This window comes from Comamonas sp. JUb58 (assembly GCF_004364775.1).
Classification (GTDB): domain Bacteria; phylum Pseudomonadota; class Gammaproteobacteria; order Burkholderiales; family Burkholderiaceae_C; genus Comamonas.
This window is the reverse complement of record NZ_SOAL01000012.1, coordinates 66,684-83,818: the sequence shown is the minus strand read 5'-3', so window position 1 is coordinate 83,818 and position 17,135 is coordinate 66,684. Positions and strand designations below refer to the sequence as shown.

The 17,135-nt window shown below is 64.5% G+C and carries 15 protein-coding genes; 7 read left to right on the top strand and 8 right to left on the bottom strand.

The features are described 5' to 3' along the window. Positions 1-141: 141 nt before the first annotated feature. A complete protein-coding gene (locus tag EDF71_RS14410) occupies positions 142-1,017 on the bottom strand; it encodes a LysR substrate-binding domain-containing protein (RefSeq protein ID WP_133857276.1) in 876 nt (291 codons plus the stop codon). Positions 1,018-1,132: 115 nt separating this feature from the next. On the opposite strand from EDF71_RS14410, the gene bla reads away from it, so the two are divergent. Further along, complete coding sequence (bla, locus tag EDF71_RS14405; protein WP_133857275.1) at positions 1,133-2,023, top strand: class A beta-lactamase; 891 nt, start codon at positions 1,133-1,135, stop codon at positions 2,021-2,023. 82 nt (positions 2,024-2,105) lie between these two features. Here the strand turns inward: bla and argA are convergent, their stop codons facing one another. Beyond that, positions 2,106-3,452 (bottom strand): amino-acid N-acetyltransferase, encoded by a 1,347-nt coding sequence (gene argA, locus EDF71_RS14400; RefSeq protein ID WP_133857274.1) that lies wholly within the window; start codon positions 3,450-3,452, stop codon positions 2,106-2,108. Between the two features lie 261 nt (positions 3,453-3,713). Here argA and EDF71_RS14395 point away from each other — a divergent pair, with 261 nt between their 5' ends. The 4 genes from EDF71_RS14395 (at position 3,714) to hrpA (ending at position 10,380) form a co-directional block, all read left to right on the top strand. Next, the gene (locus tag EDF71_RS14395) at positions 3,714-4,709 is read left to right on the top strand and encodes a tripartite tricarboxylate transporter substrate binding protein (protein WP_133857273.1); all 996 of its coding nucleotides are present in this window, start codon (positions 3,714-3,716) and stop codon (positions 4,707-4,709) included. Between the two features lie 79 nt (positions 4,710-4,788). Further along, entirely contained in the window at positions 4,789-5,394 is a 606-nt protein-coding gene (locus EDF71_RS14390; RefSeq protein ID WP_133857272.1) for a flavin reductase family protein, read from the top strand. Between the two features lie 57 nt (positions 5,395-5,451). Beyond that, positions 5,452-6,228, top strand: a complete 777-nt coding sequence (locus tag EDF71_RS14385) for a hypothetical protein (RefSeq protein ID WP_133857271.1) — start codon at positions 5,452-5,454, stop codon at positions 6,226-6,228. Positions 6,229-6,309: 81 nt separating this feature from the next. Next, complete coding sequence (gene hrpA, locus EDF71_RS14380; protein WP_133857270.1) at positions 6,310-10,380, top strand: ATP-dependent RNA helicase HrpA; 4,071 nt, start codon at positions 6,310-6,312, stop codon at positions 10,378-10,380. A 55-nt stretch (positions 10,381-10,435) separates the two neighbouring features. Here hrpA and EDF71_RS14375 read toward each other — a convergent pair whose 3' ends face one another. Genes EDF71_RS14375 through EDF71_RS14360 form a run of 4 tightly spaced genes read right to left on the bottom strand, consistent with a single transcriptional unit; the run spans position 10,436 to position 13,799 of the window. Then, on the bottom strand, positions 10,436-11,101 hold the full coding sequence (locus EDF71_RS14375; protein WP_133857269.1) for an isochorismatase family cysteine hydrolase: 666 nt from the start codon (positions 11,099-11,101) through the stop codon (positions 10,436-10,438). 47 nt (positions 11,102-11,148) lie between these two features. After that, positions 11,149-11,991 carry an ABC transporter permease gene (locus EDF71_RS14370; RefSeq protein WP_243854315.1) on the bottom strand — a complete coding sequence of 281 codons (843 nt, stop codon included), beginning with the start codon at positions 11,989-11,991 and terminating at the stop codon, positions 11,149-11,151. A gap of 2 nt (positions 11,992-11,993) precedes the next feature. Next, the gene (locus EDF71_RS14365; RefSeq protein WP_133857268.1) at positions 11,994-12,782 is read right to left on the bottom strand and encodes an ABC transporter ATP-binding protein; all 789 of its coding nucleotides are present in this window, start codon (positions 12,780-12,782) and stop codon (positions 11,994-11,996) included. 9 nt (positions 12,783-12,791) lie between these two features. After that, on the bottom strand, positions 12,792-13,799 hold the full coding sequence (locus EDF71_RS14360) for an ABC transporter substrate-binding protein (protein ID WP_133857267.1): 1,008 nt from the start codon (positions 13,797-13,799) through the stop codon (positions 12,792-12,794). A 276-nt stretch (positions 13,800-14,075) separates the two neighbouring features. Between EDF71_RS14360 and EDF71_RS14355 the strand changes: the two genes are divergently transcribed. Both EDF71_RS14355 and EDF71_RS14350 read left to right on the top strand, forming a co-directional pair. Next, on the top strand, positions 14,076-14,648 hold the full coding sequence (locus tag EDF71_RS14355; RefSeq protein ID WP_208301056.1) for a hypothetical protein: 573 nt from the start codon (positions 14,076-14,078) through the stop codon (positions 14,646-14,648). 69 nt (positions 14,649-14,717) lie between these two features. Beyond that, positions 14,718-16,457 (top strand): long-chain-fatty-acid--CoA ligase, encoded by a 1,740-nt coding sequence (locus EDF71_RS14350; RefSeq protein ID WP_133857266.1) that lies wholly within the window; start codon positions 14,718-14,720, stop codon positions 16,455-16,457. A 40-nt stretch (positions 16,458-16,497) separates the two neighbouring features. Here EDF71_RS14350 and EDF71_RS14345 read toward each other — a convergent pair whose 3' ends face one another. Both EDF71_RS14345 and EDF71_RS14340 read right to left on the bottom strand, forming a co-directional pair. Then, positions 16,498-16,722, bottom strand: a complete 225-nt coding sequence (locus tag EDF71_RS14345; protein ID WP_133857265.1) for a hypothetical protein — start codon at positions 16,720-16,722, stop codon at positions 16,498-16,500. A 77-nt stretch (positions 16,723-16,799) separates the two neighbouring features. Further along, the gene (locus EDF71_RS14340; protein ID WP_116925560.1) at positions 16,800-17,114 is read right to left on the bottom strand and encodes a cupin; all 315 of its coding nucleotides are present in this window, start codon (positions 17,112-17,114) and stop codon (positions 16,800-16,802) included. Positions 17,115-17,135 lie beyond the last annotated feature (21 nt).

Genomic DNA, 17,135 nt, shown 5'->3' with positions numbered 1-17,135 from the left:
TGCGTAGCTGCAGAGTGTTTTTTACAAGAACGCGTTGTTACTTTATATCCTAGGCCGCAGGCTGCTCACCCATTGTCTGACAAGGGCCGGGCCGCGTGTAGGAGAGCATCCGGCAGCTGCTTGGGGCAGCCCTGGGGTGCACTATGCGCTGGGCTGCTCCTGTCCGCACTGCTCCAGCAGCCAGCGCTCAAAGGTCTCCATCGCCAAGCTGGGGCTGCGTGATTTGAGCTGGGTCAACCAGTAGCTGCCGGTGTCCAGCGTCTGCGCCAAGGGGGCGACCAAGCGGCCCGCTTGCAGATCGCGGGAGAACAGGCGCAAGGGCAGCAGCGCCACGCCCAGACCCTGGGCCGCTGCCTCGGCCAAGGTCAGCGATGAATCAAAGACCGTGCCGCGCAGGCTGGGGCAGGCCAGCTTGCTTTGCGCAAACCACTGTTCCCACTCGCCCGCGCGGTAGGTGCGCAGCAAGCTCTCATGTGCCAGGTCGGCGGGTTGCTGCAGGCGGACCGCAATGGCCGGGGCGCACATGGGAGTCAGCGGCGCTTGCAGCAGCTGCCGGGCGGCCGTGCCATGCCAGGCGCCATCGCCAAAGCGGATCGCGCAATCCCAGCCTTCGCCCGCCAGATCCACGCGGTTGTTGTGGGTGAACAGGCGCAGATCGACAAAGGCATGGGCCTCCTGAAAGGCGCGCAGCCGGGGCAGCAGCCAGCCTACGGCAAAGGTGCCCACCACGCCGACGGACAGCACCTCGTGCGGGCGCCGGTCCTGCACCTGGGCAAGGGCCCGCGACAGGTTGCCAAAGGCCTGGGCCACCACCGGCACCAGGGCCATGCCCTCGTCGGTCAGTGCCAGGCCGCGCGGCAGGCGGCGAAACAGGGGCTTGCCCAGCTGGTCTTCCAGCTGCCGAATGTGCTGGCTGATGGCGGCCTGGGTCACATGCAGCTCCAGCGCCGCCCGGGTCAGGTTGAGGTGGCGTGCAGCGGCATCGAAAGCGCGCAGGGCATTCAAAGGCAGGTGCATAGCTATAAGTTTTTCTTGTGGGTTTTCTTGGTTTTCATCGTTGGTCAAGCGCGAGCTATCTCGGTAAATTTACGCCTGTCACTTGGATAACTACAAATTTTAAGGAATGAATACCATGTATAGAAGAAAGTTTTTCTTGACTATGGGTGCGGCCAGCTTGATCGCCACCTCATCTCGCGCCTGGGCAGCAGCCCCCTCGGCAGACCCCCAGGCCGAGCGCCAGTTTGCCAAGGCGATGAAGGCGCTGGAGCGCTCAGTGGGTGGCCGCCTGGGCGTATCGCTGCTGAACACCATGACGGGCCAGGCACTGGGCTGGCGCCAGGATGAGCGCTTTCCCATGTGCAGCACCTTCAAGATGCTGCTGGCCGGCCAGGTGCTGTCCCGCGTGGATGCGGGCCAGGAAAAGCTGGATGCACAGGTCACGTTTGGCCGTTCTGCCTTGGTGGAATATTCGCCCGTTATTGAGAAATTTGCCGGTAAGGCGCCGATGAGCGTCGAGGCGCTCTGCCATGCCATCGTCACCATCAGCGACAACGGTGCCACCAATCTGCTGCTGGAACGCGTGGGGGGGCCGGCTGGCTTTACCGCCTATGTGCGCAGCTTGAACGACCCGACCACGCGGCTGGACCGCATTGAGCCGGACATGAGTGAATCCAAGCCTGGCGATGTGCGCGATACGACCAGCCCGCTGGCGATGCTGACCAGCATGCACGCGCTGACCTTGGGTAAGACCTTGAGCCCGGCAAGCCGGGAAAAGCTGCTGGGCTGGATGCTGGCCAATACCACTGGCGACCACTGCCTGCGCGCAGGCGCACCGGGCTGGAAGGTGGCGGATAAGACCGGCTCAGGCCCCGGCACCCGCAATGACATTGGCCTGTTGTGGGCACCGGGTGCTGCCAGCCCTATCTTGGTGACCAGCTATTTGACCGAAAGCAAGGCCGCGCCCAAGGCACGTGATGCCGCCCTGGCCTCGGTAGCGGCCGAGGTCGTCAAGCTCTGGGGCTAAACCGGCAGCGATAGGTCCAGCACCAACAAAAACTGCCCCTGGTCAGGGGCAGTTTTGCTGTGCGCGCTTCAAGCTGGCGCGATCAAAGGTACTTGACCAGCACCTGGCTCTTGCGGCTCCAGTTGTACTTGGCCTTGCGTTGCTCGGGCAGCCATTCCGGATCGACGGGCTGGAAGCCGCGCTTGAGGAACCAGTGCATCGTGCGGGTGGTGAGCACAAAGATGCTCTTGAGGCCGGTGGCGCGGGCCCGTTGCTCGATGCGCTTGAGCAGCTTTTCGCCATCGCCTGTGCCCTGGCTTTGCGGCGATACGGTGACGGCGGCCATCTCGGCAGTGCCGGCTTCCGGGTAGGGGTAGAGGGCGGCGCAGCCAAAGATCACGCCATCGTGCTCGATGATGGTGTAGGCGGAGATATCGCGCTCGATCTCGGTGCGGCTGCGCTTGACCAGGGTGCCGTCCTTCTCGAAAGGCTCGATCAGCTGCAAAATGCCGCCGACATCGTCAGGCTTGGCTTCGCGCAGCTCTTCGAGACGCTCATCGATCACCATGGTGCCGATGCCATCGTGCACATAGACTTCGAGCAGCAGCGCACCATCGGTGGCAAAGGGGAGGATGTGGCTGCGCTCCACACCTTCCTTGCAGGCCTTCACACAATGCTGCAGGTAAAAGCCCACATCGGTGGGCAAGGTGGCGGGGGGTAGCTCGGCCAGCAGTTTCTGCGCCACATCCAGCGGCAGCTCGGTGTCGACCGGGTTTTCTTCGCTTTCGGCTTCCAGCGGGCTTTGGCGAATGCCGGCCACCTCGGTCAGGAACATCAGCTTGTCGGCCTTGAGCTCGATGGCCACGCGCGTGGCCACTTCTTCCATGCTGAGGTTGAAGGCCTCGCCGGTGGGCGAGAAGCCGAACGGGGAGACCAGCACCATCGCGCCCATATCCAGGGTGCGGTGGATACCGCCAACATCGACCTTGCGCACCAGGCCCGAGTGCATGAAATCCACGCCATCAACAATGCCGACCGGGCGGGCGGTCACAAAGTTGCCGGAGATCACCCGCACGGTGGCGCCGGCCATCGGCGTATTGGGTAGACCCTGGCTGAAGGCCGCTTCAATCTCAAAGCGCAGCTGGCCAGCGGCCTCCTGGGCGCAATCGAGCGCCACCGAATCGGTCACCCGGATGCCATGCGAATAGCGCGGCGCATGGCCCTTGGCTGCGAGCTGCTCATTCACCTGGGGTCGGAAACCATGGACCAGCACGATCTTGACACCCAGCGCCTGGATCAAGGCCAGATCCTGGGCGATGGACTGCAGCTTGCCCGCTGCAATCGCCTCACCTGTCACGCCCACTACAAAAGTCTGGTTGCGAAACTTATGGATATAAGGTGCCACCGAACGGAACCAGGGCACAAAGGTGAAATTGAATACAGCGGACATGGGGGTGGGGTTGGGTATTTCCTAGAAGCACGCCAGATCGGCGGTTTGCGGCTGCCGCTATTGTTATACAAACATCGCGCGCCTGCATGCAGTTGGCTGCAGATTTGCCCTCGCCGCCATGGGAAAAATCCATCAGTGCCGCCATGTCCATTTCTGCTGGCGCGAAGTGGAGGTTTCGCAATCACAAACGGCGCAGGTGTGGGCAAACCGGCGCGCCGGGCCGATGATGGCGGTTTTGCAAAAAATAGCCTGGAGACAAGCATGACCACCACCATCAACCGCCGCCAGATGCTGGCGCTGGGCGCAGCGCCCCTGGCCGCCGGCCTGCCTTTGCTGCATGCGGGGGCTGCGCATGCGGCCGACTACCCCAACAAGCAGGTCAAGTTCATCGTGCCCTTCCCACCCGGCGGCCCGGTCGATACGACGGCGCGTGCCTTTGTGCCGCCCTTGGGCCAGCTCTGGGGCCAGGGCACCTTTATCGACAACCGCGCGGGCGGTGGCGGCATCATCGGTGCCGAGATGGCGTCGCGCCAACCGGCCGACGGATACAGCCTGTTTGTTGGCGCGATCCACCATTCGGTCAACCCCTCGCTGCACCCCAAGCTGAGCTATGACATCCAGAAGGACTTTGTGCCGGTGAGCTTTGCGGCCATGTTCCCGGTGTTCTTGGTGGTCAACCCCAGCGTGCCGGCCAAGAATGTGCAGGAGCTGATTGCGCTGGCCAAAAAGCCGGGCAGCAACCTGGCCTTTGCCTCGTCGGGCAATGGCGGCGGCACCCACCTGGCGGGGGAACTCTTCAACATGCATGCCGGCACCAAGCTGCTGCACATTCCCTACAAGGGCAGCGCCCCCGCGATGACCGATGTGCTGGGCGGCCAGGTGGCCATGATGTTCAGCGATGCGCCCACCGCCATTGGCCATATCAAGAGCGGCAAGGTGCGGGTGCTGGGCGTTGCCAGTCCCAAGCGCTCGGCGATCATGCCCGAGGTGCCGACCATTGCCGAGCAGGGCCTGCCCGGTTACGAAGCCTATTCCTGGGCGGCGCTGTTTGCGCCGGCCGGCACGCCCAAGGAGATCGTCGCCAAGGTCAATGCCGATTTCAACCAGGTGATGCGGGCGCAGGAAGTGCGCCAGCGTCTGTATGTGGCGGGTGCCGAGGCCGACCCCGGCACGCCCGAAGAAATGGCGCAGCGCCTGCAGTCCGAGATCGACAAATGGGCGCGGGTGGTCAAGGCCGCGCAGATCCGCATCGATTGAGCGGCAGGCTGCGCTGGCGGATGCGCTGGAGGGCGCAGACATGCACAATGGAGGCATCTTGTATTTGCAGACCGCCTCTATGGACCTGATCTCTGGCAGCGCCAACCCCCACTTCCAACCCGTGGCGCTGGAAAAAGCCTACCGCCTGCTCAACCACGGCCCCACGGTGCTGGTGTCCGCTGCCCATGGCGGCGAGCGCAATGTGATGGCCGCCGCCTGGGCCTGCGCGCTGGACTTCATGCCGCCCAAGGTGACCGTGGTGCTGGACAAGGCCACCCGCACCCGTGCGCTGGTTGAGGCCAGCGGCCGCTTTGCGCTGCAGCTGCCCACCGTACCCATCGCCGCCTTGACGGTGGAGCTGGGCACCATCAGCGCGCTGCAGCAACCGGGCAAGCTGGCCCAATCCGGCGTGCAGCTGTTTGATGCCCCCGGTCAGCAAACGCCCCTGGTGGCTGGCTGCGCCGCCTGGCTGGAATGCCGGCTGCTGCCCGAGCCCCACAACCAACAAAGCTATGACCTGTTCATTGGCGAGGTCACCGGGGCCTGGGCCGACGACCGGGTGTTCCGCGACGGCCACTGGCATTTCGAGACCGCACCGCAGGCGCTACGCACTTTGCACTATGTCGCCGGCGGCCATTTCTATGCCATCGGGGAGGCCATTGATGTACCCGTGCCCAAGGCTTGATCGCGTTGATGGCGTTCCTGGCTGCTTGCGCGCCAACCTCGGCGCTGGGTGGGCCGTATGTTTCTGATCTTTGCCGCCATCGTTGCCGCGCTGTTCGCTGTGCTGGGCTGGCGCGGGCTGCGCAGACGCCGGCAATTGCGCTTTTTGCAGCAGTACCGGTTCGATGCAGCCTACCGCAAGGCGATCTGGCGTGACTATCCCTACCTGAGCGATGCCAACCTGGCGCAGGCCGAAGAGGCGCTGCGCCAGTTTTTCATCATGCACTGGCTGGCACCCCGCGCGCAGCTGCAGATGCCCTCGCGCCTGGCCGATGCGCTCTGGCATGCCTTCATCCTGGATACGCGGCGCTACCAGCAGTTTTGCCAGCGTGCCTTCGGGCATATGTTCCACCACCTGCCCGCGCAGGCAGCCAGCGCCGGCGTTTCACAGCACCAGGCAGCGCAGAACCAGGCAGCGCAGATGCAACCGAGCTGGAATGCGGCCATGCACAGCCGGCGCTACATGGTGGGCGCGCTGCTGGGTGGCATCCCCCTGCTGTTTGCGTTGGATGCCGCAGCCGCGTTGGAGGACGGCTGGCTCTACCCGCCGGAGCTGCTGGACCAGTGGGCGGCAGCATTTGCGCAGGCGGCAGCGGCGGCGAGCAGCAGCATGGACAGCAGCTCCAGCCCGGTGTCGGGCAGCGACAGCAGCAGCTACCGCGACGACAGCAGCAGCGCTGGCGATAGCAGCGATGTGGCGAGCAGCAGCACCAGCGCGGACAGCGATGGCGGCTCGTCCAGCTGCAGTGGCAGCAGTTGCGGCGGTAGCAGCTGCGGGGGCGGCAGCAGCGATTGAGCGGCAAAGCCTGCGTGGGTCCAAGGCGTTGTTGCGGCTTCGCAACCGGTGGGGGCCTGCTGCGGGGATAATGCTGCCCCTATGTCGCTCAAGATTACGTTTCCCGAATCCCTGCCAGTTTCCGCCCGCCGTGATGAAATCATGGAGGCCATGGACCGCCACCAGGTCATCATCGTCTGCGGCGAGACCGGATCGGGCAAGACCACCCAGCTGCCCAAGATTGCACTGGCCCTGGGCCGCGGCAAGATCAATGCCACCCCCAATGACAAGGGTGAGGTGCGCGGCCATTTGATCGGCCACACCCAGCCCCGCCGTATTGCAGCCAGCAGCGTGGCCAAGCGCATCGCCGAAGAGCTGCAGACCCCCCTGGGCGATGTGGTGGGCTACAAGGTGCGTTTCCAGGACCGTTTGTCCAAGGACGCCTCGGTCAAGCTGATGACCGACGGTATCTTGCTGGCCGAGACCCAGACCGACCCGCTGCTCAAGGCCTACGACACCTTGATCATTGACGAGGCCCATGAGCGCAGCCTCAATATCGACTTTCTGCTGGGCTATCTGCGCCAGTTGCTGCCCAAGCGCCCCGATCTGAAAGTGGTGGTGACCTCGGCCACCATCGATGCCGATCGCTTTGCCAAGCACTTTGCCGGCCCGCAAGGCCCGGCGCCGGTGATCATGGTCTCGGGCCGCACCTTCCCGGTGGAGATGCGCTACCGCCCCTTTGAAGATGCCAAGGACTACGACCTCAACGATGCGATAGCCGATGGCGTCGATGAGCTGTGGACCGGTGGGGCCGGCGGCGACATCCTGATTTTTCTGCCCGGCGAGCGCGAGATCCGCGAGGCTGCCGACCATTTGCGCAAGCACCTGCAGCATTCGCCGGTGTTGCGCAATGCCGAGGTGCTGCCGCTGTTCTCGCGCCTGTCGCAGGCCGAGCAGGACCGCATTTTTGAAGGCCATACCGGCCGCCGCATTGTGCTGGCCACCAACGTGGCCGAAACCTCGCTTACCGTGCCCGGCATCCGCTATGTGATCGATGCCGGCACGGCCCGGGTCAAGCGCTATTCCTTCCGCAGCAAGGTCGAGCAGTTGCTGGTCGAGCCGGTCAGCCAGGCAGCGGCCAACCAGCGCGCCGGCCGTTGCGGCCGCGTGGCCAACGGTATCTGCATTCGTCTCTATGACGAGGCCGATTTCCAGTCACGCAGCCCCTTCACCGATCCGGAAATCCTGCGCTCGTCCTTGGCCGGCGTTATCCTGCGCATGAAAGCCTTGCGCCTGGGCGATGTGGTGAACTTCCCGTTTCTGGAAGCGCCATCCGGCCGCGCGATTGCCGACGGCTACCAGTTGCTGGCCGAGCTGGGTGCCGTCGATGAGCAGGGCGAGCTGCTGCCAATGGGCCAGGCTTTGTCGCGTCTGCCGCTGGACCCGCGCGTGGCGCGCATGATTGTGGAGGCGCGCGAGCGCGGTGCACTGGCCGAGGTGCTGGTGATTGCCTCGGCGCTGAGCGTGCAGGATGTGCGCGACCGCCCGCTGGAAGCCCAGCAGCAGGCCGACCAGCAGCATGCCAAGTTTGACGACGAAAAAAGCGAGTTCAGTGGCTACCTGCGGCTGTGGAAATGGCTGCAGGATGCGCGCGGCGGCAAGGTGGTGGCCAAGAGCCGCAAGGACATGGCCCAGCAATCGGCACCGGCCAAGGGCCAGGCGTTGGGGCGCAATGCCGCCTTTTTGCCGGTGGTCCAGCGCAGCACCGGTGCTATTGCCGCAGTGGACACGGCCGCGCCGCTGGCAGCTTTCACGCCGCAGGACAGCGTGGCCGACGAGGCCAGCCACAAGCTGAGCAACCGGCAGTGGGAGCAGCTGCTGCGCCAGAACTTCATCAATATCCGCCGCGTGCGCGAGTGGCGCGACATCCATTCGCAGCTGCTGACGGTGGTCAAGGAGCAGCGCTGGCCGATGAACGAGGAGGCCGCCGGCTACGAGGCCGTGCACCTGTCCATGCTTTCGGGCCTGCTGGGCAATATCGGTTTCAAGACCGAGGAGGGCGATGGCTACCTGGGTGCGCGTGGCATCCGCTTCCATCCGCACCCCGGTGCGCACCTGTCCAAAAAACCGGGCCGCTGGATTGTCGCGGCCGAACTGGTCGAGACCTCGCGCCTCTACGGCCGGGGCATTGCCGCCATCGAGCCCCAGTGGCTGGAGCAGGTGGGCGCGCATCTGCTGCGCAAGCAGTTGCTGGACCCGCATTGGGAGAAAAAGCAGGGCGAGGTTGCGGCCTATGAGCGCGCCACCTTGTATGGCCTGGTGGTCTACAGCCAGCGCCGCATCAGCTACGGCAAGATCGACCCGCAAGGCGCGCGCGATATCTTTATCCGCCAGGCGCTGGTCGAAGGCGACTGGGAGACGCGCCTGCCGTTCTTGCAGGCCAACCAGAAGCTGATTGCCAAGGTCGAGGAGCTGGAGCACAAGAGCCGCCGGCAGGACGTGCTGGTGGACGAAGCCCTGATCTATGCGTTCTACGACCAGCAGATTCCGCAAGACATCTGCACCGGCCGGGCGCTGGAGCGCTGGGTCAAGGACGAGAGCGCGCGCAACCCCGATCTGCTGCGCCTGTCGCGCGACGAGCTGATGCGCCATGAGGCCGCCGGCATCACGACGGCCGCCTTCCCCAAGACCATCAAGATGGGTGGGGTCGATTGCACGGCCAGCTACCTGCACCAGCCCGGTGACCCGCGCGATGGCGTGACCGTGACGGTGCCGCTGTTTGTGCTCAACCAGGTAAGCGAGGAGCGAGCCGAATGGCTGGTGCCGGGCATGCTCAAGGACAAGATCCAGGCCTTGCTCAAAAGTCTGCCCCAGCGCCCGCGCAGCCGCTTTGTGCCGTTGGCTGAAAACGCCCAGCGCCTGGCCGAGCTGCTGGGCAGCGCCGAGCGCTTTGGTGCCGGCAGCCTGGTCGAGGTGCTGCTCAAGCAAGCACGCGACGAGACCTCGCTGGATATCAAGCGCGCCGATTTCAAGCTGGACATGCTCAGCCCACATCTGTTCATGAACTTCCGCATCAGCGACGAGCATGGCCGCCAGCTGGGCCAGGGCCGCAACCTGGGCGCCCTGAAGGCCCAGTGGGGCGCCAAGGCGCGCGGCGCCTTCCAGGCGTTGGCCGAGCTCAAGATCGCGCCGCAGGCCGATGGCGTGGGCGCGGCGGCGCCGGCACAAGCGCCGGCCGCCGCTGCCAAGCAGGGTGGCAAGGCGGCCCCGGCGCCCAATAGCGGGGCAGCCCAGGCCAAGCCGTCGGGGCCCGTGCATGCGGCCGACAAGCTCTGGACCGATTGGAGCTTTGGCGCCTTGCCCGAGCTGATGGAGATCAAGAAGGGCAACCAGACGCTGATTGGCTTCCCCGCACTGATCGACCACGGCAACGGCGTCGGCATCGAGGTGTTTGACGAGCCCGAGGTGGCAGCCAGCCGCCATGCGCTGGGCCTGCGCCGCCTGTTTGCGCTGCAGATCCGCGATGCGCTCAAGTACCTGGAGAAGAACATCCCCGATCTGCAGAAGATGGCGGTGGGCTATATGCCGCTGGGCACGCAGGAAGAGCTGCGCGAGCAGATCATTAATGTGGCGATTGACCGCGCCTTTCTGCAAGAGCCGCTGCCCGCCGATGCGCAGCAGTTCAAGCAGCGGGTGCAGGACGGGCGCGGGCGCCTGACCCTGATCGCCAACGAGGTGGCGCGCATGGCTGCTGGCGTGCTGCAGGAATACATGGCTGCCGTGCGCAAGATCAAGGACACCAAGAACGCCCCCGAGGCCACCGCAGATGCCCAGCAGCAGCTGCAAAAGCTGGTGCCCAAGAACTTCATCGCCATCGCACCCTGGGCCCAGCTGGGCCACTATGCCCGCTACCTGAAAGCGATCACCGCGCGCCTGGACAAGTACCGGGCCGACCCGGCACGCGACGTCGCCAAGCTCAAGGAGCTGCAGCCGCTGGAGCAGCGCTACTGGCGCCTGGTCGCAGAGCGCAAGGGCCAGGAGGATGCGCGCATGCAGGAGTACCGCTGGATGCTGGAAGAGCTGCGGGTGAGCTTTTTTGCGCAGGAGCTGCGCACGCCTTACCCGGTCAGCAGCAAGCGGCTGGACAAGGTCTGGCAGCAGCTGCAGCAGTAAGGATGCAGGGACACCGGCCATGCTGCCTCGCGCAGCATGGCCGGTTTTTTTGGAATCAACCCAGGCGGGTGACCACCTCGTCCACCGTCAGCACATCGCCAAAGAACAGCATCCAGTTGTTGAGGCTGTGCACATGCTCATAGGGTGTGACGGCGGCCAGCGCGTCGTCGACCATGATGGTGGCGTAGTCCAGCATCATCGCGTCGCGTGCGGTCGATTCGCAGCAGACATTGGTGACGGTGCCGCCGATCAGCACCGTGCGCACGCCCCTTGCCTTGAGGACGGCATCCAGGTCGGAGGCGCCCGGGGCCAGCGCGCTGTAGCAGCGCTTGACGACCGTGAGGTCGCCCGGCTGTACATCGAGCGCCGGCGGCATTGCAAAGCCGGCATGGCCGCTGCCCAGCTCCAGCAGCCGGCGCGCACTGCGCTCGGGCGTCAGCATGTGGCGGTGGTGGTGGGACCAGAACTGGTCGGCGCCGTCGGCACTGGTCTTGATCCACACCACGGTGCCGCCCTTGGCGCGCAGCGCCGCAGCGAGCTGGTTGACCTGGCCAAAGATGGCGCGGGCCGGTGCGCATTCGCCCTGAAAACCGGGCTGGGTGTAGTAGTTCTGCAGATCCACGATGACAAAGGCCGTGGTCGCGGCATCCAACCGGTCATAGGGGTGGAGCACCCCTTGGCGGGCCAGCACGCGTTCTTCAATCCAGGGTTCAAACTGCATGGGGTTGTCGTTTCTTGGTTTCTTGAAATGGGGGGCGTGAACAGGGCTCAGGCGTAGCGGTGCTGGACGCTTTTCTCCAGCCGGGTAACGGCCATGTACATCACGGCGGACAACAAGGCCAGCACGACGATGGAGGCCATCACCACATTGAGCTTGAACACCTGGCTGCCATTGACGATCAAAAAGCCCAGTCCGGCGCTGGAGGACTGGAACTCGCCGACGATGACGCCGATCAGCGAGAGGCCAATGTTCATCTTGATCGCGGCAATCACCGCCGGCACGCTGCCCGGGAACACCACGTACTTCATCACCTGGAACTTGCTGGCGCCCAAGGTGGTGGCCAGCTTGATCTTGTTGGGATCGATGGCCTGGAAGCCTTCATAGACCACCATGATGGTGATGAACAGCGAGATCGCGACGGCCATGCCGTAGACCGAGTACTCCGAGCCCAGCCAGATGTAGAAGATGGGTACAAAGGCAATCTTGGGCATGGCATTGGCGATCACCAGGAAGGGATCGAGCACCTTTTTCAGAAAGCTGCTCCACCACAGCAGCGCGGCCATGGCAATGCCCAGCAGCATGCTGACGGCAAAGCCGATCACCGTGGCCTTGAAGGTGATCCAGGTGTGGCCCAGCAGGTCGCCGTTGCGGGCCAGATCGACCAGGGTGGGCAGCACGGCCGAGGGATAGCTGGTGAGCATGGGGTTGAGGATGTGGCTGCGCGCCAGTACCTCCCAGACCAGCAGGAATGCAAGCAAGAGGCCGGCGCGGCTGAGCGCAATCAGGCGTTTGCGGCGCTGGATCTGGGCCAGCCACTGGCGGTATTCAGGGCTGGGGGTGTCGGCCTGGGCCGGGGCCGCCGTGTTGGTGGTGTTCATGACGGTGCTCATGCTTAGCCTTCCACGTGGGCATCGATCTCGTCCCACAGCACATTGAAGTAGTCGTTGAATTCAGGGCAGCCTCGGGCCTCGAAGGGCGTGGGCCGCTTGCCTCCCTGCGAGGGGAAATCCATGTGGTGTACCGACTTGATGCGCCCGGGCCGGCGCGAGAGCACGATGACGCGGTCGGTCATCGCAATGGCCTCGCCAATGTCGTGGGTGACCAGGATCACCGACTTGCCCTCGTCGCGCAGCACATCGACCACCTCATCGGCAATCGACAATCGGGTTTGCGAGTCGAGTGCGGAGAAGGGCTCGTCGAGCAGCACCACATCCGGGTTGGTGACCAGGGTGCGGGCCAGTGCCACGCGCTGGCGCATGCCACCCGAGAGCTGGCGGGGGTAGTGGTGCAGGTAGTCGCCCATGCCGCATTTGTGCAGCAGTTGGGTGGCGCGCTTTTCGGCGGCGGCCAGGTCCTTCTTCTGGATCTGGGCGCCCAGCAAGGTGTTCTCCAGAATGGTGCGCCATTCGAACAGGTAGTCCTGCTGCAGCATGTAGCCGATGCGCGGGTTGGGGCCGATGATGGTCTGGCCATCGACCAGCACGGTGCCGCTGGACGGCGGCAGGATGCCCGCCAGGATCGACAGCAAGGTACTCTTGCCGCAGCCGGACTGGCCGATCAGGCTGATGAATTCGCCCGCCTTGACCGAGAGGTTGATGTTCTGCAGCGCCTGGGTTTCTCCCTGGGGTGTGAAGTAGCGCAGGGAGACGTTGTCGACGTGGATGCGGTAGGGGAGGTTCATGGCAGCTCCTTATTTTTGCGCCAGGCTCTGCACCAGGCCCATGTCGACAAAACGCGCATAGTCCACTTTCTTGCCCACCTCCAGCACCCCGCCTTGCACCAGCATGTCCTGCAACTGGTCCATGGCCTGCTTCTCGACCATCGGCGTTTTCTTCCACAGCTGCAGTTGTTGGTAGCGCTCAATGGCGCTGACCAGCTCGGCCTTGTCCATGCCGGTGAAGTAGCTGCCCACCAGATCGGCCAACTCGCCCGCTGGCGCTGCGGCCGTGTACTGCTGGGCTTTCGCCACCGCCTGGGTCCAGGCCTGCACGGCAGCGCGGTTTTTCTTCAGATAGGCATCGGTGGTGGTGAAGACGGTGTAATCGACCATGCCGACTTCTTTGCCTACCGCGCCCAGGGTGAAGGCCTTGCCCTGCTTCTCCAGGGTGCTGGCTTCGGGTTCCAGAAAGATCGCATAGTCGTTTTGCCCGGCCAGCCAGGCGCCGGTGCGCGCAGCCGGCCCGATGTTGCTGACCATGCTCAGGTCCTTTTTCGGATCCAGCCCTTTTTTGCGCAAGGCCGTTTCCAGAAAGATGTCGGGGTTGGAGCCCGGGCGGAAGGACATGATCTTGCGGCCCTTCAGCTGCTTCCAGTCGAAATTCGGCTCAGGTTTGCGGCCCATCAGCAAGAACCCGTCGGTGGCCGTCAGGCCGGCAAACACGATGGGTTTGACGGGTGACTCGCTGTTGGCCACATAGATTGAGGCCTCGGGCCCAATCAGCACGATATCGGCGCTGCCCGAGAGCAGGGCGGCCATGCCCTTGTCGGTGCCCTGCGAGGTTTTCATGCTCATCTCTATGCCGGCATCCTTGAACATGCCTTTCTGGATGCCCACATACATGGGAACATAGAGCACGGAGCGCACGACCTCCTCATAACGTATCTTGTGCGGTGCCTGCGCCTGGGCTGGTGACAGCGGCAGCAGCGCTGCCAGCAAAGAGGCGGCGAGGGCCGCGCGGCGCCTAAACATGTTCTTCATACCCACTCCTTGTATACAGAAAATACCAATGGATGAATAAAAACGACTTCTTGCACGAGCAATATGGAGATAAATGCTGAAAATTTCTGCTAAACGCCCTTCTATGTATTCAGTATCCAATTTATTGGGCATGCCGAGGATCGGTGTTAACCATCAGGCCCAGGGCGCTGGATGGGGTGTAGGTCCGGGCTGCTCGGACGCGGATCGCAGCCTCTGCTGGAGCGCTGCTTGATGGGCAGGCAAGGCAGCAGGCCATGGGTGCAGAGGCTGCAGCGCATGCTGTTCTGGTCCCGTCCGCTGACGGCCGATGAATGGGCGCTGCTGGCGCGCTACTTTGGCCAGCCGCAGCACCCGGGCTGGACGCGCATGCGGCTTTACCTGCGCCGCTTGGGCGATACGCGGCGTGCGCTGTCGTTCAACGGCGGCTTTCTGTCGATGCCGGCCTACTGCTTTGCCGCATCCGACCCCCGGCAGTGCCTGCGCCTGGATGCGCCCCTGGTGGCGGGCTGGCTGGCGCATGAGGCCTTTCACCACTGGCAGCGCTTGCAGGGCCGGGCGGTGACCCGGCAGGCGCTGCGCCTGCAGTGGCGCTTTTGGCGCCATGGCATCAATCCCTATGCCTATACGCCCGCCGCATCACCAACAGCCTTGCTGGCCCAGTTCCAGCAGGCCCAGGTGGAGCAGCAGGCGCAGATGTGGCAGGACGCGGTGATGGCCGATATCGCCTGGCGCCAGGCTGTCCCGGGTGACGACCAGCAGCAACTGGCTGCTGCAGCCCAGCGCTGGCAGGTGGTGCTGCACTGGGTGCAGCAGCAGGGCGCCTCTCAGCCGGGCACGCTGGTCCCCTAAGCGACGGGCTGGTGGCCGGGCTGCTGGGCATACTGGACCGAAACTCGCTTTGAATGTTCGGGACCCGCCATGCATCCTGCTGCAGACCTGCCTGCCTCCACCGCTGCCTCCGTATCTGCCCCGGTATCTGTTTATTGGCCCGGGCGTGTGCCCCGGCGCCTAACCTTGCCGGCCACCTCGGTCTGGGACAACCTGGCCGTCAATGCCCGGCGCTATCCGGACCATGCCGCACTGGTGTTTTTTGACCAAGCCATCAGCTATGGCCAGATGCAGGAGCAGACCGAACGCCTGGCCGCCCACCTGCACCAGCAAGGCGTACGCAAGGGCGACCGGGTCATCCTGCTGATGCAGAACTGCCCGCAGCTGGTACTGGCGCACTACGCCATCCTGCGTGCCAATGCGGTGGTGGTGCCCGTTAACCCGATGAACACCGCCGCCGAGCTGGCGCACTACATCAGCGATGCCGATGCGCGCCTGGCTATCACTACCGCCGATCTGGCGCCTGCGCTCTGTCAGGCCAGTGGCAGCCTGCCACCGGAGCAGCAGCTGGCGCACCTGGTCATCAGCCATCTGTCGGATACCATGCCGGCCGATGCTGCGAGGCAGCCGGATTTTCCGCCTGCCTGGCTGCCCTGGCTGTTGGGCCAGCAGCCTTTGCCAGGGGCCGATCTGCTGGGAGCGACCACGGTCAGCCGGTGGCTGGATGCCGTCCAGTGCGCGGCCGAGCCACCGGCGATCGAGGTGGCGGCCAGCGATATGGCGATCCTGCCCTACACCAGTGGCACCACCGGCCTGCCCAAGGGCTGCATCCATGCGCACAGCCATGTGCAGCATGCGGCGATGGCGGGCGTGCTCTGGGGCCGGCAAAGCACCGAGAGCGTGAACCTGGTGGTGGCGCCGATGTTCCACATCACCGGCATGGTGTCCATCATGCATGTGCTAATCTGTGCCGGGGCCACCCTGGTGATCATGCCGCGCTGGGACCGGCAGCTGGCGGCCGCGCTGATGGCGCGCTGGCGGGTGACGCACTGGGCCAATATCCCGACCATGGTGGTGGACCTGCTGGCCAGCCCGAACCTGGCGCAGATGGACACCCGCAGCCTCGTCTACATGGGCGGCGGCGGCGCAGCGATGCCGCAGTCGGTGGCGCAAAGTGTCAAGGAGGTCTGGGGCCTGGACTATATCGAGGGCTATGGCATGACGGAAACCTGCGGCGCCTCCCATGCCAACCCCTACGAGCACCCCAAGCAGCAGTGCCTGGGGCTGCCGCATATTGGCATGCAGTCGTTGGTGATCGACCCCGACACCGGGCAGCCCATGGCCGATGGCGAGGTGGGAGAGATTGTGGTGCAGGGCCCGCAGGTGCTGCAGGGCTACTGGAAGCAGCCTGCGGCCACGGCCGCCAGCTTTATTGAGGTGGGAGGCCAGCTTTTCTTCCGCACCGGGGACCTGGGTTACCGCGATGCCGATGGCTACTTCTTCCTCACCGATCGCCTGAAGCGCATGATCAACGCCAGCGGCTACAAGGTCTGGCCGGCCGAGGTCGAGAGCCTTATGTACCGCCATCCTGCGATCCTGGAGGCCTGCGTGATCTCCGCCCGCGATGAATACCGGGGCGAGACCGTCAAGGCCGTGGTGGTGCTGCGGCAAGGCCAGCAGGGCCTTGTCAGCGCGCAGGACATCATTGACTGGTGCCGTGAGCACATGGCGGTGTACAAGGCGCCGCGCCTGGTGCAACTGGTGGAGCAGCTGCCCAAGAGTGGCAGCGGCAAGGTGATGTGGCGCTTGCTGCAGGAAAAGGAGCAGTGACTGGCGAGCTGGAGGCCCGTCTGCGGCGTAGAGAGATGCGCTACCACCAACGCATCAGATGCAGCATCCTGTGCCAGAAACCATCGCCATACTGGACCGCAAGCCAGGCGCAAACCGCTGCGCAGATGACGCAGAGCAAGGCCCATGCCATCCAGCTGGGCTCGGCATGAAAGCCGATGACAGCTGCGATGAACAGGCCCAGCAAGCTACCAAAAAAGATACGCACATGGCGCTCGCTGCTGTCGCGGGGTGGGTCTTCATGCATGGCTTGGAGGGGCAGTGCCGGGCCTGGCAGTGTAGGCGGATGCAGTCAGCGCTGCCAAGCCTGACGTAGGGTGCAGGCTACACGCTGCCAGCCTTTTCAATCACCAAAATCCGCGCCTCACCCTGCGGGTGGGCCACATGCTCGCAGCCCACGCCGGCATGGAAGATATCGCCGGCCTGCAAAAGCGTTTGCTTTTCTTCGCCGGCCTCGCGCCAGTGCATCACCACCAGGCCCTGCATCACCGCAAAGACTTCCTCGCCGTCGTTGACATGCCAGATGTAGGGCTGGTCCGTCCAGTGCAAACGGACGCTGGTGCCGTTCATCTGGGCAATGTCCTGGGCGCCCCAGGGGCGCTCGGCGGTGAAGTCCTGGCTGCGGATGATGCGTTGCATGGCGTCTCTGCACGTTGGCCG

Bases quoted from the DNA above. Each gene is read 5' to 3' on its own strand.
- EDF71_RS14410 (WP_133857276.1), bottom strand. From the start codon at position 1,017: ATGCACCTGCCTTTGAATGCCCTGCGCGCTTTCGATGCCGCTGCACGC.
- bla (WP_133857275.1), top strand. From the start codon at position 1,133: ATGTATAGAAGAAAGTTTTTCTTGACTATGGGTGCGGCCAGCTTGATC.
- argA (WP_133857274.1), bottom strand. From the start codon at position 3,452: ATGTCCGCTGTATTCAATTTCACCTTTGTGCCCTGGTTCCGTTCGGTG.
- EDF71_RS14395 (WP_133857273.1), top strand. From the start codon at position 3,714: ATGACCACCACCATCAACCGCCGCCAGATGCTGGCGCTGGGCGCAGCG.
- EDF71_RS14390 (WP_133857272.1), top strand. From the start codon at position 4,789: ATGGACCTGATCTCTGGCAGCGCCAACCCCCACTTCCAACCCGTGGCG.
- EDF71_RS14385 (WP_133857271.1), top strand. From the start codon at position 5,452: ATGTTTCTGATCTTTGCCGCCATCGTTGCCGCGCTGTTCGCTGTGCTG.
- hrpA (WP_133857270.1), top strand. From the start codon at position 6,310: ATGTCGCTCAAGATTACGTTTCCCGAATCCCTGCCAGTTTCCGCCCGC.
- EDF71_RS14375 (WP_133857269.1), bottom strand. From the start codon at position 11,101: ATGCAGTTTGAACCCTGGATTGAAGAACGCGTGCTGGCCCGCCAAGGG.
- EDF71_RS14370 (WP_243854315.1), bottom strand. From the start codon at position 11,991: ATGAGCACCGTCATGAACACCACCAACACGGCGGCCCCGGCCCAGGCC.
- EDF71_RS14365 (WP_133857268.1), bottom strand. From the start codon at position 12,782: ATGAACCTCCCCTACCGCATCCACGTCGACAACGTCTCCCTGCGCTAC.
- EDF71_RS14360 (WP_133857267.1), bottom strand. From the start codon at position 13,799: ATGAAGAACATGTTTAGGCGCCGCGCGGCCCTCGCCGCCTCTTTGCTG.
- EDF71_RS14355 (WP_208301056.1), top strand. From the start codon at position 14,076: ATGCTGTTCTGGTCCCGTCCGCTGACGGCCGATGAATGGGCGCTGCTG.
- EDF71_RS14350 (WP_133857266.1), top strand. From the start codon at position 14,718: ATGCATCCTGCTGCAGACCTGCCTGCCTCCACCGCTGCCTCCGTATCT.
- EDF71_RS14345 (WP_133857265.1), bottom strand. From the start codon at position 16,722: ATGCATGAAGACCCACCCCGCGACAGCAGCGAGCGCCATGTGCGTATC.
- EDF71_RS14340 (WP_116925560.1), bottom strand. From the start codon at position 17,114: ATGCAACGCATCATCCGCAGCCAGGACTTCACCGCCGAGCGCCCCTGG.